At 61.2% G+C, this 14,528-nt stretch carries 13 protein-coding genes; 9 read left to right on the top strand and 4 right to left on the bottom strand.

What is annotated here, in order from left to right; all coding sequences use genetic code 11:
- Positions 1 to 4 precede the first annotated feature (4 nt).
- From ACFQUU_RS17430 to ACFQUU_RS17410, 5 genes are all read left to right on the top strand, one after another.
- Positions 5 to 826: an SDR family NAD(P)-dependent oxidoreductase gene (locus tag ACFQUU_RS17430; RefSeq protein ID WP_382249299.1), complete on the top strand. Its 822-nt coding sequence runs from the start codon at positions 5 to 7 to the stop codon at positions 824 to 826.
- A gap of 35 nt (positions 827 to 861) precedes the next feature.
- Positions 862 to 1,791 (top strand): alpha/beta hydrolase, encoded by a 930-nt coding sequence (locus ACFQUU_RS17425; RefSeq protein ID WP_382249298.1) that lies wholly within the window; start codon positions 862 to 864, stop codon positions 1,789 to 1,791.
- Positions 1,792 to 1,793: 2 nt separating this feature from the next.
- Complete coding sequence (locus ACFQUU_RS17420; RefSeq protein ID WP_382249297.1) at positions 1,794 to 2,897, top strand: 3,4-dihydroxy-2-butanone-4-phosphate synthase; 1,104 nt, start codon at positions 1,794 to 1,796, stop codon at positions 2,895 to 2,897.
- A 53-nt stretch (positions 2,898 to 2,950) separates the two neighbouring features.
- Positions 2,951 to 4,573, top strand: a complete 1,623-nt coding sequence (locus tag ACFQUU_RS17415) for a methyl-accepting chemotaxis protein (protein WP_382249296.1) — start codon at positions 2,951 to 2,953, stop codon at positions 4,571 to 4,573.
- 121 nt (positions 4,574 to 4,694) lie between these two features.
- Entirely contained in the window at positions 4,695 to 4,961 is a 267-nt protein-coding gene (locus ACFQUU_RS17410; protein ID WP_382249295.1) for a hypothetical protein, read from the top strand.
- Between the two features lie 52 nt (positions 4,962 to 5,013).
- Here the strand turns inward: ACFQUU_RS17410 and ACFQUU_RS17405 are convergent, their stop codons facing one another.
- A complete protein-coding gene (locus tag ACFQUU_RS17405; RefSeq protein WP_382249294.1) occupies positions 5,014 to 6,081 on the bottom strand; it encodes an AraC family transcriptional regulator ligand-binding domain-containing protein in 1,068 nt (355 codons plus the stop codon).
- A 188-nt stretch (positions 6,082 to 6,269) separates the two neighbouring features.
- Between ACFQUU_RS17405 and ACFQUU_RS17400 the strand changes: the two genes are divergently transcribed.
- The 4 genes from ACFQUU_RS17400 to ACFQUU_RS17385 are packed head-to-tail and all read left to right on the top strand — an operon-like array spanning position 6,270 to position 9,088.
- The gene (locus ACFQUU_RS17400) at positions 6,270 to 6,614 is read left to right on the top strand and encodes a hypothetical protein (RefSeq protein WP_382249293.1); all 345 of its coding nucleotides are present in this window, start codon (positions 6,270 to 6,272) and stop codon (positions 6,612 to 6,614) included.
- Positions 6,604 to 7,242, top strand: a complete 639-nt coding sequence (locus ACFQUU_RS17395; protein ID WP_382249292.1) for a Dabb family protein — start codon at positions 6,604 to 6,606, stop codon at positions 7,240 to 7,242. Before ACFQUU_RS17400 ends, ACFQUU_RS17395 begins: the two co-directional genes overlap by 11 nt.
- On the top strand, positions 7,239 to 8,111 hold the full coding sequence (locus tag ACFQUU_RS17390; RefSeq protein ID WP_382249291.1) for an SDR family NAD(P)-dependent oxidoreductase: 873 nt from the start codon (positions 7,239 to 7,241) through the stop codon (positions 8,109 to 8,111). The genes ACFQUU_RS17395 and ACFQUU_RS17390 overlap by 4 nt, the downstream gene beginning before the upstream one ends.
- A gap of 2 nt (positions 8,112 to 8,113) precedes the next feature.
- Positions 8,114 to 9,088, top strand: a complete 975-nt coding sequence (locus ACFQUU_RS17385; RefSeq protein ID WP_382249290.1) for an NADP-dependent oxidoreductase — start codon at positions 8,114 to 8,116, stop codon at positions 9,086 to 9,088.
- A gap of 370 nt (positions 9,089 to 9,458) precedes the next feature.
- Here the strand turns inward: ACFQUU_RS17385 and ACFQUU_RS17380 are convergent, their stop codons facing one another.
- From ACFQUU_RS17380 to ACFQUU_RS17370, 3 genes are read right to left on the bottom strand one after another with little or no spacing between them, the layout of a single operon-like run.
- Complete coding sequence (locus ACFQUU_RS17380) at positions 9,459 to 10,325, bottom strand: SDR family NAD(P)-dependent oxidoreductase (RefSeq protein WP_382249289.1); 867 nt, start codon at positions 10,323 to 10,325, stop codon at positions 9,459 to 9,461.
- Positions 10,322 to 12,076: an FAD-dependent oxidoreductase gene (locus tag ACFQUU_RS17375; RefSeq protein WP_382249288.1), complete on the bottom strand. Its 1,755-nt coding sequence runs from the start codon at positions 12,074 to 12,076 to the stop codon at positions 10,322 to 10,324. The genes ACFQUU_RS17380 and ACFQUU_RS17375 overlap by 4 nt, the downstream gene beginning before the upstream one ends.
- On the bottom strand, positions 12,073 to 14,478 hold the full coding sequence (locus ACFQUU_RS17370; protein WP_382249287.1) for an RND family transporter: 2,406 nt from the start codon (positions 14,476 to 14,478) through the stop codon (positions 12,073 to 12,075). Before ACFQUU_RS17370 ends, ACFQUU_RS17375 begins: the two co-directional genes overlap by 4 nt.
- Positions 14,479 to 14,528: the final 50 nt, after the last annotated feature.

The following is a 14,528-nucleotide window of genomic DNA, read 5'->3' as shown; positions in this document are numbered from 1 at the left end:
AGTCATGCCCCCTCTCACCACCCTTTCCAACCTCGGTACTCTCGGCTCTTGCGCCGTAATCACCGGCGCCGCCAGCGGTATTGGCCGCAGCATTGCGCACGCGCTTGCCAGACGCGGCATCAACCTGGTCGTGGCCGATTTGGATGCCGACAGGCTGGATCTGGTGGCCGCAGAACTTGGACGGGCTGCGCCCTCGCTGCGCATTCTTGCCGTGCCCACCGACGTCGCCGACGCCGCGCAGATCAATGCACTGTGCGAACGGGCCTTCGCCACCCTGGGGCGGGTCGACTGGCTCTACAACTGCGCGGGCATCCTGGTCAGCGGCGCTAGCTGGGAAATCGACGAAGCCACCTGGAAGCATGTGCTCGACGTCAACCTGTGGAGCGCGATCCGGACAACGCACGCCTTCGTGCCGCGCATGATCTCGCAAGGCAGTGGACATATTGTGAATGTCGCCTCGCTGGCGGGATTGCTGGTCGGACCATGGGTTTCGGCCTACACGGTTTCCAAGCACGGCATGGTCGCCCTGAGCGAAACCCTGCATCGGGAATTCATCGAGCTCGGCCTGCCGCTGCGCATGACGATTGTTTGCCCCGGGCCGGTGCGCACAGCGATCTTCGACGGACTGGAACAACAGGCATCGGAGATGCATGTCGCACAAACCAACCAGTATTTGCGTCTACTCGGCGACAACGGCATGTCGCCGGACCAGTTGGCGGAGCTCGTGCTGGCGGGCGTCGACGCCGGAAAACTATGGGTTTTCCCGCATGAGGAAATACTCAAGGGCGCGCTACGCGAACGCATGACCACACTATTAGCTGTCTAGCAATAATTTCCAATCTACTTTGCACAGGAGTCTCCATGGCCATCGATCCGCAAGCAGCGGCGATCCTGAATATGTTCGCAGCAATGCCCGAACCCGACTATGCGACGCTTGATGCCGGTGCTTATCGCGCCATCGTTGCACAGCAACAATTGCCGATGTCCAATGAAGCGGTCGCCAGCGTAGAGCACTTCTCGATGCCCGGCGACGGAGGCCCGATTGCCTTGCGTGTCATCCGGCCGGGTCCGGGTGAACTGCCGGCAATCGTATTCTTTCATGGCGGTGGCTGGGTGTCCTGCAACCTCGATACCCATGACAACCTGTGCCGCCGCCTCGCCAACCGCAGTGGCTGCACCGTGATCTCGGTTGACTACCGGCTGGCGCCGGAGTCCCCCTTCCCTGGCCCGGTCAATGATGCCTGCGCGGCCCTGCGGTGGATCAATGCCCATGCCGCGGCGCTGCGCATCGATCCGGTACGCCTCGCCGTGTGTGGCGACAGTGCAGGCGGCAACCTTGCCGCCGCCTGCGCTATGCTATCGCGCGATTCCACCATGGAACTGCCGGCGATAGCGCATCAACTGTTGTTCTATCCGGTCATGGATGCCGCATGCGATACCGGGTCGTTCGATACGTATGCACGCGGCTATCTGCTCACGCGCGACATGATGCGATGGTTCTGGAAACAGTATCTGCGCACACCGGCCGATGCCGACGATTCCCGCGCATGCCCGCTTCGCACTGACCGTTTCGCCGGCCTGCCGGCTGCGACTGTGATCACCGCCGAATTCGACCCGTTGCGCGACGAAGGAGCTCGCTATGCGCAATGCCTCTCTGCGGCCGGCGTGCCGGTCGAGTACAAGTGCTGGGATGGCGTATTCCATGGCTTTGCCAGCATGACCGGCATCCTTGGCGCTGCCGACGAAGCGCTCGAATTTGCCGCACAGGCGGCGCGACGGGCACTGGCTTAAACATGCAAACCGAATCGATTCACAACGTCATCGACGCAATACGCGCAGGCCGAATCGCGGTGCTGGTCGAAGACAACCGCGACGATAGTGAAGGCGTCCTGGTAATGGCGGCCGATGCCGCCGACGAAGCCAGCATCAACTTCATGGCCCGCGAAGCGCGCGGCCTGATCTGTGTCGGCTTGCCGGAAGCACGCTGCCGTGAGCTGCAGTTGTCCGCAATGGTCCCCTCGGCTCGCCGACGTACGCGTTTCACGGTGTCGATCGAGGCGCGTGAGGGCGTCACTACCGGCATTTCGGCCGCCGACCGCGCACTGACGCTGCAGCTTGTGGCCGCATCCGATACGGTTGCGGACGATCTCGTACAACCCGGCCATATCTTCCCCATCATGGCTGCCACCGACGGCGTGATACGTCAGGCCGGATTCGCCGAAGCCGCCTGCGATCTGGCGAGACTGGCCGGTCGCTCGGCAACGGGTGTCCTGGTCAGCATTCTCGACGAGGCCGGCGAATGCGCGCGCGGCCCGGCCATCGCTGCGTTTGCGCAAGCGCACGGCCTGCCGCTGGGCAGTCTGACCGATCTGATCCATCACCGCATCCTTACCGAAGGCTTGCTTGCGCGCACACTGGAAAAGGACATCGCCACCTGCCATGGCCCGTTCCGTCTGGTCGCCTATCACGACACCATCATCAATGCGGTGCATCTGGCGATGGTGCAAGGCGACTTATCAGCACCAGGGGATCCGCCCCTGGTCCGGGTGCAGGGGACGGAAGTGTTGCGCGATGTACTGGATCTCGACTTTTCCGGTGGCCAGCGATACTGGAATGCACGTCGCGCCCTGCAACACATCGCCGACGCCGGCCGTGGTGCGCTGGTCTTGCTGGCCCGCGGCGATGCGGACGCCGAAATCCTGCAGGACATCGAACGCTATGCATCGGCCGACACGCCGCGACCACCACAGTTTGCGCAGCGCATGCTGGGTGCCGGGGCACAAATCCTGCGCGACCTCGGCATCCGCAAAATGCGCCTGATGAGCCATTCCGTGCCCTATCGCGCACTGGCGGGCTTCGAACTCGAAGTCACGGAATTCGTGCCTTTTGATCGTTGACCGCCTGCCTGCAGGCAATTACCGATCAGCTCCCCTATCCACCAGAGAACATCATGAACATTGCCAACATGAAGATCGGTACACGCTTGGGCGTCGGTTTTGCATTCACCCTGACCCTGTTGATCGTGATCGCGCTATTCGGCGTCAACCGCATGGAACAGATCCAGCAGCGCCTGCGTGAAGTCGTCAACGTCAACAATGCCGAAACCAGGCTGGCCGCCGACATGCGCGACTCGGTCTCCGAGCGGATGATCGCCTTGCGCGACCTCACCTTGCTTACCGAGCCAGCGCAGATGCAACCGGAAGTGGAGCGCGTAAAAGCGGAAACGCACAAGTATGCGAAGGCCGAAACGCAGTTGACGAAGCTGCTTTCCGCCAAACCCCAGGCGACGGCGCAGCAAAAGATCCTGACTCGCATCAAGGAGACGGAAGCATCGATCGTACCTTTGATGGACCGTGCGGCGGATTGGGGCATGAATGGCAGGACCGATGAAGTGACCTTGTTGCTCACGCGCGATGTCCGCCCGCTGCAGCAGCAATGGATGGCGACACTCAATGAACTGATCGAACTGCAGACGCAGCGCAATACGCAAGCCGCCGCCGAGGCCGAACAGGCCTTTACCACCGCCCGCGTGCTGATGCTCGGCCTCTGCGTCAGCGCCATATTGGTCGGGAGCCTGATTGCCTGGCTGACCACACGCAGTATCACCCAACCGATCAGGGAGGCGGTACATGTCGCGCAGACGGTTGCCGCCGGCGACCTGACGAGCCAAATTGACTGTCATCGCAAAGATGAGACCGGCCAGCTGCTGCGCGCATTGAAAGAGATGAACGACAGTCTGGCCATCGTCGTTGCCAAGGTACGCGACGGTGCCGATGCAATCACCGGTGCTTCGCGGGAAATCGCCAGCGGCAACCTTGACCTGTCGGCCCGTACCGAAGCGCAAGCCGGCTCGCTGGAAGAGACCGCGTCGGCAATGGAGGAGCTGACCAGCACGGTCAGGCAGAATGCCGACAATACGTCCGAAGCAGACCGTCTCGTCAATTCCGCGTCACAAGTCGCCGTCAAGGGCGGCACGGTCGTCGCGCAGGTCGTGGAGACCATGGCGTCCATCCATGCATCTGCGCACAAGATTGTCGACATCATCGGCGTCATCGACGGTATCGCATTCCAGACAAATATCCTGGCACTCAATGCCGCAGTGGAAGCGGCCCGCGCAGGGGAACAGGGACGAGGCTTCGCCGTGGTGGCATCGGAAGTGCGCAGCCTTGCGCAACGCTCCGCCAGCGCCGCCAAGGAAATCCAGGTCTTGATCAACGATTCGGTGGACAAAGTACAGACCGGCAGCCGCCTGGTCGGTGCGGCGGGGGCGACCATGCAAGAGATCGTCGATAGCGTGCGCCATGTCAACGAGCTTATCGTCGACATCGCCGCAGCCAGCCGTGAGCAGGCCTCTGGCACCGAACAGATCAACCAGGCAATCAGCCAGATGGACCGCACCACCCAGCAAAATGCTGCCTTGGTGGAACAGGCGGCATCAGCATCGGAAGCGCTGCAGGCGCAATCGGCGCAGCTGATGCAGTCGGTCAGCATCTTCAAGCTGGTCGACGTTCACACCGAGACGTCCCCCACACCGTCGCAGGTACCCTTGCTGCCCCGGGTGCAGGCGTCATAGTCCATTTGGACGATGCGAAGCCGGCAGGGCAGTGAAAACATGAATCATGCCCGCGAAGATATCGATCAAGCCAACTGCAATGTACAGCGGGCGTCACGTCGGCAAAAGAATGGAGACAAAGATGACAACTCGCCTTTTCCGTCGCACCAGCACTCGGGCCACCCAATCCGATGCCGGCACACCAAGGCCGCTGCGCCGCAACATGATGGTCGGCAAGGCTGCGGTCATTATCGGCGTTTGCGCACTCGTCGGTTATTCCACCGAGCGCCTGTACGAACATCTTAATGAACGTATTGAGCTCGAGCGTAATGCGACCAGTCGTATGTGGCAATATACCGGTGCCTATTCCGGGGATTTCTGGCGTTTGCTAGCCATGCATACCCGCTGAATACCAATTGAACCGTAGGGCCGGTCGAGCCCTTTTGCAACCGCTCTTCAACTCATGGTTTCGCTGACGCTTTTCCGTCGAAAGGCATGTCACGCCGCAAGCGGCTTGGTGCATGGCCGCTCCAACGCTGAAAAGCCCGCCGGAATGCCGCTTCGCTCCCGAAGCCGAGATACCCGGCAATATGCCCGATGGACCAGTCGGTATGTCGCAAATAACGCTCGGCCGCCTCCCGCAGGCAGTGTTCGCGCAAGGCATGATAGCTGCTGTCCTCTTCCGTCAGGCGGCGGCGCAATGTGGCTTGGCTGATGCCTAGCAAACCAGCAACGTCGGCCTGGCTCGGCAGCGCCTGCTCGCGCGCCAGCGCCGCTTCCAGAAATCCTCGCACTTGCTGCGTGACCGGCATTAGTGCCGGCGATGCGCCGATCGGCCGGAATGGGAAATCCACCAGAAAGGCTTCCAGCTCAGCCGGCTGGCGCAGCACCGGGCGCGTCAGCAATGTCGAATCAAAGTTGAAACCATAGGTTTTCTCGCCCACGCTTACTGATGCATTGAACAGACCCAGAAACGGCATGGCATCCTCGCGCCGGGGATGGGCCAGAAAAATCCTGCCGGGACGGAGCGGCTGTCCAATGAGCCAGCTGAACAGCTGCAAATAGCACAGTACACCGGTCAGATCGACCAGGCAGGCCGCAGAACTGCGCCGCCGCCGCAGCGAATCCATGTGGAATATTGCGCTCGTCCCCTCAATGATGAGATCCAGCTTGCCGGCGCGCGGATGCAGCATGGCGCAGAAGTCGGCTGCGCAACGGATCGCCTCGGCCAGCGTGCGACAGCTCAACAGGCATCGGCACATGAGGGCGACTTCCTCCTTCCGCATCGGCGCGTGGCCGTCGCCATGCGCGACCTGCGTCTCCAGCTGCTCGATGGCCGCCCCATAGAGCGCCGCAAAGCGGTCCGCGCTTAGCTGGCTCGCTGCCAGCTGGTCCAGTGCCGTAGCGTCGGCCGGCGACAGCGCTGTCCCCGACGCTGCAGCATTACGCTGCAACTCATCCAGCAGCCGTTCCGCCAGTCCACGGGGAACGGTGGCGGATCGTAACGATCGTGCACGGGCAGTCTTCATGCAAGTTCCATTTTGATCGCAGCGGTAGTGTTTGTTGATTGATTCGGTACCGGCCCCACTCGGCAGGCCGCCACATAATGGTATCACCCTGATGTCATGTGTCCTATGAACTGCGATGCAAGCACGACATCACCGGGAAAGACCACGCCGGACAGAACTATAAACAATGATTGATATGGAGATGAAGAATGATCCATGTGCTGGATGAAATTGTGCTCGATGCTGCGCATGTTCCCGCAGTGCTGACGCTACTGCATGAACGTTATTTGCCTGGCTGCGCCGCGCGCGGAATGACACCGCTGAATCGCTGGGTGTCGCCACCGGTTGCCGTGAACGGCGAACCCAATACCCTGTGGCTCCTGTGGCAATTGCCAAGCGTGCTTGCTTATTACGGGATGCGCAACAATGCAAGTACCGACCTGCCCGGATTCTGGTCGGCGGTCGATGGCTTGTGCCGGCAGCGCCGCCGCCATGTCCTGGGTTGCGCCGATGAGCCTTTGCAGAAGCCGAAGGAGAGCCAGCATGCGGAGTGAAACGGCACAACTTTATCTCGCCCCCGACGCCGACAAAGAGCGGGTGGAGCGTAACCTGCACGCGCTTGCCGCATCGGTCCCTGGCCTCCGGCACATGCGGATAGGACGCAACCTGGAGGGCTCATGGGGCGCCGGCGATTACACGGTCGATTTGCTATGTGAAACCGATGCGCCGCCTGCCGCCGACCGACTGACACAACTGGCTGGCGTGTCGCGTGTGGACCGCGCCGCTTATCGGCGGCTGGGCGGTGGACAGCGTGCCGCCAATATGCAAAACGGGATCTGGCGCACCCTGATGCTGTGCGTCCGCCCTGAAGCCAGTGCCGAACAGGTGACTGCACTGGAACGCGAGCTTCTGCAGATGCCGCACTACATGCCGGGCATTCGCAATTGGCGGCTCAGCCGCGTCACCTCGAACGATCGCTGGACCCATGTCTGGCAGCAGGAATTCGAGCGCGTCGACGATCTGATGGGTGAATACCTGATGCACCCGTACCATTGGGGCTGGGTGGACCGCTGGTTCGATCCCGAGTTTCCCGAATGGATCGTGACGTCGATTTCCCATGCTTTCTGCCCGCTCGCATCGAGCATCCTGAGTCTGGACACACATAGCAAGGAAGCCACATGACCTCCGTACCCCGAAAATTGAGCGGCAGGATCGCGCTCGTCACCGGCGCCAGCCGCGGCATAGGCCGCGCCATCGCCCAACGTTTTGCCGCGGAAGGTGCCACCGTCGTTGTCACCGCGCGCAGCCTGGATCAGTCCGCGACAATGCCCGGCACGCTGGCCGAGACGGTGGCGCTGATCGCGAGAGCCGGCGGTCGTGCCATTCCGCTGGCCGCCGATCTGGAACGGCCCGCCGAGCGGGACGGCCTGATCGCGCGTGCCGCCGAAGCGGCTGGCGGCCTCGATATACTGGTCAACAACGCAGGTTTCGCCGAATACGACACCGTTGAAAACATGTCGCTGGACATGTTCGACCGCACCATCGAACATTATCTGCGCGTGCCGTTTGCGCTCAGCCGGGCGGCGATTCCATTGATGCGTGCCCGGGGCGGCGGCTGGATACTGAATCTGGGTTCGGTGACGGCACTGCCACCGCTGCGCCCGTATCATGACTTCGATCGTACCGGTGGCATAGCAGTGTACGCGGCAATCAAGGCGGCCATCAATCGGTTTACCCAAGGACTCGCTGCCGAGCTGGAAGCCGACAACATTGCGGTGAACTCGGTAGCGCCGAGCACGGCCATCCGTACACCCGGTGGCGGTCGCTTCATCCCGGACAGTTACCCTACCGAGCCCGTCGAGTATCTGGCAGAAACCGCGCTCGCGCTGTGCTGCCGGCCTGCGCGTGAAAGCACCGGGCTGGTCACGCATAGCCTGCACTTCCCGCTGGCGCAGCAACTGCCGGTTCATACACTGGACGGCAACGACCGTCTGCCTGCCCCGGCCATTCCGGCATGGGCACATCCGGCCATTGTGCCGGGAGGAGAATGACCATGCGCGCCATCGTGATCGACCGCACCGGCGGTCCGGAAGTATTGCGAATCGCCGATGTCGCCAAGCCTGAACCAGGCCCCGGCGAAGTGCTGATTCGCGTCGTCTGCGCCGGCGTCAATCCGGCCGACTGGAAATGCAGAGAAGGCTATCTTGGCGGCTTCATCCAATACAGTTTTCCGTTCATCATCGGCTTCGATCTGGCCGGCACAGTCGAAGCGTCGGGCGACGGTGCGGAAGGCTTCACCAAGGGAATGCGGGTCTTCGCCCAGTCCGATGTCGGCGCCGGCAAATGGGGTTCCTATGCCGAGTATGTGTGCGTCCGTCAGGACTCCGTGGTGCGGATTCCTGAGCATCTGGGTTTTGCCGAGGCTGCCGCTGTCCCTACGCCGGCACTTGCCGCCTGGACCGCGCTCTTCGACGACGGCGGTTTGCAGGCCGGACAGAAGGTGCTGGTCCACGGCGGCGCCGGTGCGGTAGGTACATTCGCCGTTCAATTTGCCAGGCAGGCAGGGGCTGAAGTTGCTGCAACCTGTAGCGCCCGCAATACCGACTACGTCAGGGCGCTGGGCTGCGCCAGGGCCATTGACTACCGTTCGCAGGATGTACGCGCGGTTGTGCAGGACTGGGCACCCGAAGGCGTAGATATAGTACTGGATGCGGTAGGCTGCAACAGCCTGCCTGCGGGCCTGGATATGCTGAGGCCCGGCGGCATCCTGGTCGCTATCCTGACCCTGGTTGCCGGTGACTCCGGCCCTGATCATGCACTGGCGGCAACGCGTGGACTGCGTACTGCAGTGGCCTTCAGCAAAATGCCTAGCGGCGCCCGGCTCGGCAAGATCGCCGCCCTGCTTGAAAATGGCAAGGTCAAGCCGCCACCCATCGAGGTTTTGCCGCTGGAGCACGTAGCACACGCTCATGAGCGACTCCAGCAAGGCACGGCCAAGTCCAAGCTGGTATTACAAGTCTCGTCTTAGCAGCGTTGCCCGGATGACGCATAGCGCAATCCGGGCGTTAACTGTGCCGCTGGCCGCTCGGCTCGTTTGTCTAACGAAAAGCATCTCATGCTCCCATAAAAAAAGCCCGCTGAAATCAGCGGGCTAAAGTCCAACCCTTGGCAGGGAATTGGAAGAGACAAACGTAGTTCGGGACTTGCGCCATCGTGACGGCGTATTTATACCAATCCCAACCTGTAACGTGACAAATGAGATCGATGGATTTTTTTGACTGGCAAGGCGCGGGAGGAGTCAATAGCGGGCTATTGACGACGAGTGCAACACAGCCAGGCGGCTCGGCGCCCCCGGAAAAAGACACGATGTCATGTTGCGTTATGGGTTGGGATTGGTATTACTCGACTATCGCCGGATGCGCCTGCACCGGCCCTCCCAGGAAAGCCCGATGCGAGGGCGGTTGCTTGCCGTTGATGTCGACGATGCCGTATTCCTGTGCGATTTCCGCGCCGACCAGCACCTGGCCGGATTTCTCCATCACGGCGGGATCGCGGTAGAGGGCGTCGATCACCAGGCCGGTGAACTGCGGCGTCTCGGCCAGCGGGGCAAACTCGCCGTATTTGCCGGGCTCGCGTTCCCATACCCGCATCGTACGTTCGGTCTGCAATGGTCCCATCCAGATCGATACCGTCGCCACGCCATGCGGACGCAAATCGACCGCCATGTCCTTGGCGAACTTGTCGACACCGGTCTTTTGCGCGCCATACGCCGGGCCGTGCATGTAGCAGCTGGCACCAAACGATGAGGTGAATGCGATCAAACCTTTGCCCTGCCCTATCATCAGCGGCGCGGCGTAATAGCTGGCCACGTAAGCGGAGCGAAGTCCGACGTCGAGGATATTGACGAGTTCCAGCGGTTTTTCCCAGAAGCCGCCACGCTCGATCAATTGGTCATGCAGATACGTTGCGTTGTTTACCAGGATGTCGAGCCGACCCTGTTCCTGGGCGACCCGCTGGAACAAGGCCTGTACCTGGCTGTCGATCGCATGGTCGCAAGGGACCGGGATACCCTTGCCGCCCAATGCATTGACTTCCTCTGCGGTGGCATAGATGGTTCCCGGCAAGTCGGCGTCGCCCTCGCGCAAGGAGCGACCGGTGATGTACACGGTCGCGCCCTTCGACGCGAGTGCCAGGGCAATGCCTTTGCCGGCGCCGCGCGACGCGCCGGTCACGACGGTAACCAGGGGTAAATGGGATTGGGTCATACAGTCTGTCTCCTGTTTTCCTGCTGGGATGAAGCCGGTACAACGGCGTTTGCGGAACGCGCCGCATGAGCGATATCGTCCGCTGCCTGCATGCCGAACACCATGGCAGGGCCGATGGTTGCCCCGGCGCCCGGATAACTCGTGCCCATGACCGCGGCACTCGTGTTTCCGATTGCATAGAGCCCTTTAATTGCCACGCCGGACCGGTCGAGCACACGCGCATGTTCATCGGTGACCAATCCCCCTTTGGTGCCGATATCGCCTGGCACCAGTTCGAGCGCATAGAACGGCGCCTGGGTGATTGCTGCGAGGCAGGGATTGGGTTTGACGTTGATATCGCCGTAATAGGTGTCAAAGGCATTGTCGCCTTTGCCGAACGCGGCATCGACACCCGTCACTGCGGCCTTGTTGTTTTGCGCGAGCGTGTCAGCCAGTCCAGTCGGATCGACCCCGATCTTTGCCGCCAAGGCTTCCGGCGTGTCGGCTTGATACACGATGGCGCGTATTCCCGCAGGCAGACGATGGTCCGGTACGAAGGCACCGGGCAGCAAAGGCCCGAACGGATAGTTTTTGCGGAAACGCGCATCGAAGATCACCCACGCCGGGACGGTCTTCTGGCCTTGCTCCAGGCGGCGATACATGGTCTGGACGAACTCCGTATAGGCAAGATTCTCATTCAGGAAACGTCGTCCGGCCGCATCCACCACGACGCATCCCGGCAGCGCACGCTCGACAAACACCGGATGGGCATAGGGCTGGCCCGGTACTTGCAGCGCAGGCACGCCCCATTGGTATTGCATCAGATCGAGCGCAGCGCCAGCCGCCGCGCCGGCGCGAATAGCATCACCGGTATTGGCATGCGGCGGCGTCACGCTCCATTCCGTGCGCGATGGCTTGGGCAGGTACTGATCACGCATGGCCTGGTTCCATTCGAATCCCCCCGCAGCGAGAATCACGCCATGGCGCGCGCCGATCCGCAACGGTACGCCGTCGCGCTCGATCACCACGCCGGTGACCCGGCCCCCGTCAAGCTGCAACTCGCGCAACGGCGAATTAAGCCAGAGCGGGACCTTGCGATCCTGCAGAGAGAGACGCAATGCGGCAACCAGCGCCGCGCCCAGTGTCAGGCGGCGATCACGCCGTGAACGCAACCGCCAGCGGATATCGCCCCAGTAGCCTGCCATCAGCCGCAATGCAAGCCCAAACCAACCTGGATGCTTGCCTAACATCTTTCTGGCTTCAGTCTGCGTCATGGCGATGCGTCCGCCCACCAGCGTCGCCGGCAAAGGCGGCCGCTGACGCTCGAACTCCTTGCCAAGGCGACGGGCATCGAATGGCACCGGATCGAGCGAACGATGTCCGGGCTTTGCGCCCGGCTGATGCTGGAAGTAGTCTGCGTACTCGGGCAGCGTGGTAAAACGCACGCGGGTCGTATCGTGCAGGTAACGCACCATACGCGGTCCCTGCTCCAGATAAGCGCGTATCCTGGCTTCCGGCGACGCGTCGCCGACGCAGGCCCGCACATAGGTGTAGGCTTCGTCGAAGCTGTCCCGCGCGCCGGCCTCCATGGCGAGATGGTTCATGGGAATCCAGATGCCGCCCCCGGAGATCGCCGTCGTGCCGCCATACATCGCGCACTTCTCGACGATCAACACTGACAAACCCTGGTCAGCGGCGCGGCAGGCGGCGAGCATTGCGCCACCGCCCGAGCCGACAACGACGACATCGTATTCGTTCTTATCCGGCATCATGCGCCTCCTCTTGATTCCTTGACTGTCTCTGCAATAAAAGCGGGCGGGATAATGGCACTCTCCTGCCGGCGCAACAAACCCGCACCAAGCGCCGGCAGCAGGAAGACGGCGCCTAGTACATTCACCAGGAACATGAAGGCCAGCAGCACGCCCATGTCGGCCTGGAACTTCAGTGCCGAAAATGCCCAGGTGCCGACACCGATCGACATCGTCAGGGCGGTAAATAATGCAGCGGTGCCACGCTGGCGCAAGGCTTCATAAAATGCGTGACGGAAATCCCGACCGCTCTCCATTTCGTGCTGGATGCGCTCGTACAGATAAATGCCATAGTCGACGCCAACACCGACGCCAAGTGCGACAACGGGTAGCGTAGAAACCTTCAGGCCAATCCCGAGCATTGCCATCAAGGCATTGCACAGGATAGATACCAGCGCAAGCGGAACGATGATGCAGAGGACCGCCTGCCAGGACAGGAAAGTAAGAAAACACAGCAGTGTGATGGCGCCGAAGATAGCCATCAGCATGGTGATTTCCGCCTGCTCCACTGCCTCGTTGGTTGCCACCATGACCCCGACATTGCCACCGGCCAGGCGGAACTTCACCTTGGCAGTTTTCTCGGATGCCACATAGCGTTTGATTTCGTCCACAATATGGGCAATCGTTGTGCCTTCATGGTTGTCGGTATAGATCAATACCTGGATCGCCTTGCAGCTTTCGGTATTCATGCCGTAGTCGGGGTTGAAGCTGCGCGAACCTTGCGCCAGCCCTTCGCTATTGCGCGGCAGCGCCTGCCAGCGCGGATTGCCTTCGTTGAAAGCGGCAATCGTCACCTTGGCCAGCGACGGAACACTGACTACCGAGCGGACACCCGACACGCCGCGCAAAAAGATTTCAAATCGCTCGATCGCATTCATCACCGGATACTGCAGGCAGGCGTCACCCTCGACGTCGCTCTCGACGACCACGGTAAGTACATCGATGCCGATGTTGTAATGACTGGTGATGGCTGCATTGTCCCGGTTGTAGCGCGCGCTTTCACGCAACTCCGGCACGCCGTCGCCGATGTCGCCGACTTTGAGCAATCGCGCCTGATAGGCACCGGCAGCCAGTAGCAAGGTACTGATCGTGATGACGAGCAGCGTGCCACGGGGCGTTGCCACGCCCGACATCGCCCACCAGAAACGGACAGGCTTGCCTGCCACCGCGCTCGCGGCTGCCGGACCTGCGGCATTGCCATTGTTGAAGTAGGAGAGCAATACCGGCAGGAAGATCTTGTTGGTCAGGATCATCAGCAGCACGCCGAGACAAGCCGTAATACCCAGTTCGCGCACGATATCGATCTGGATCACCATGATCACCATGAAACCGAGCGCATTGGTCAGCAACGCCACCGTGCCCGGCACAAACAGCTTGCGGAACGCGTCACGGGCCGCTTCCTGCGAATCGACGCCAGTATCGGCTGCCTGACGCCACGCATTAGTCATTTGCACGGCATGCGACACACCGATGGAAAAAATCAGGAACGGCACCAGGATGGACATCGGATCGATACCGAAGCCGATCAGCGGAAGAATACCGAGCAGCCACACAACCGGCAGCAACGCGACCACCAATGCCAGCAAGGTCATCTTGCGCGAGCGCGTGTACCCGTACAGCATGCCGGCGGTAATGAGGAAGGCAATGCCGAAGAAAACAATGGCGCCGCTGATACCTTCGATCACATCGCCGACCAGCTTGGCAAAGCCGGTGATGTGCACTTCGATGTTGTCGTTGCCGATCTTTTCGCGAATCTGCTCCAGCTTCTTGGCTACCTCGACATAGTCGATTTTTTCTCCCGTCGTTGGATCGACCTCGCGCAGTTCGGCGCGCACCATCGCACCCTTCAGATCGTTGGCCACCAGCTGACCGATCTGTCCGGAACGGGCAACGTTGCGGCGTACCGTATCCAGTTCATCCGGCTGCGCGGAAAAACGCGCGGGCACCACGACGTCGCCATAAAAGCCAGCCTCGGTGACTTCGGTGTAACGCACGTTTGGCGTAAAGAGTGAAAATACCCGGCCACGTTCCACGCCCGGAAGAAAGAACACATCGTCGGTCACGGTGCGTAGGGCATCGAGGAATTCGCGATTGTAGATATCGCCCTCGCCTTTCCAGCGCAGATCAACCAGGATGCGATTGGCGCCCGAGAAGGCACGTGCATATTCAGTAAAGGTCTGCATGTAAGGATGCTGCAGCGGCACGGTCTTGGCAAAACCCGGATCGAGACGGATGCGCGTTGCGGACGCGGCCAGCAATACGGTTGCCACGACAAACACGTACAGCAGCAGGCGGCGGTGACGAATAATGCCGTTGGCGCAGACGTCGATCAAGGTGACCAAACGTTGATTGGAAAACAGGTTCATGACTGGATACTCACGCGGAAAGTTGCTGCAACGGATAAAGCATGGAAAAA

Origin of the sequence: Herbaspirillum sp. GCM10030257 (assembly GCF_042666555.1) — a bacterium.
GTDB lineage: Bacteria > Pseudomonadota > Gammaproteobacteria > Burkholderiales > Burkholderiaceae_D > Noviherbaspirillum.
This window is presented reverse-complemented; position numbering and strand designations above follow the sequence as displayed.

Coding starts and splice junctions, on each gene's coding strand:
- ACFQUU_RS17430 (WP_382249299.1), top strand. CDS start 5: ATGCCCCCTCTCACCACCCTTTCCAACCTCGGTACTCTCGGCTCTTGC.
- ACFQUU_RS17425 (WP_382249298.1), top strand. CDS start 862: ATGGCCATCGATCCGCAAGCAGCGGCGATCCTGAATATGTTCGCAGCA.
- ACFQUU_RS17420 (WP_382249297.1), top strand. CDS start 1,794: ATGCAAACCGAATCGATTCACAACGTCATCGACGCAATACGCGCAGGC.
- ACFQUU_RS17415 (WP_382249296.1), top strand. CDS start 2,951: ATGAACATTGCCAACATGAAGATCGGTACACGCTTGGGCGTCGGTTTT.
- ACFQUU_RS17410 (WP_382249295.1), top strand. CDS start 4,695: ATGACAACTCGCCTTTTCCGTCGCACCAGCACTCGGGCCACCCAATCC.
- ACFQUU_RS17405 (WP_382249294.1), bottom strand. CDS start 6,081: ATGAAGACTGCCCGTGCACGATCGTTACGATCCGCCACCGTTCCCCGT.
- ACFQUU_RS17400 (WP_382249293.1), top strand. CDS start 6,270: ATGATCCATGTGCTGGATGAAATTGTGCTCGATGCTGCGCATGTTCCC.
- ACFQUU_RS17395 (WP_382249292.1), top strand. CDS start 6,604: ATGCGGAGTGAAACGGCACAACTTTATCTCGCCCCCGACGCCGACAAA.
- ACFQUU_RS17390 (WP_382249291.1), top strand. CDS start 7,239: ATGACCTCCGTACCCCGAAAATTGAGCGGCAGGATCGCGCTCGTCACC.
- ACFQUU_RS17385 (WP_382249290.1), top strand. CDS start 8,114: ATGCGCGCCATCGTGATCGACCGCACCGGCGGTCCGGAAGTATTGCGA.
- ACFQUU_RS17380 (WP_382249289.1), bottom strand. CDS start 10,325: ATGACCCAATCCCATTTACCCCTGGTTACCGTCGTGACCGGCGCGTCG.
- ACFQUU_RS17375 (WP_382249288.1), bottom strand. CDS start 12,076: ATGATGCCGGATAAGAACGAATACGATGTCGTCGTTGTCGGCTCGGGC.
- ACFQUU_RS17370 (WP_382249287.1), bottom strand. CDS start 14,478: ATGAACCTGTTTTCCAATCAACGTTTGGTCACCTTGATCGACGTCTGC.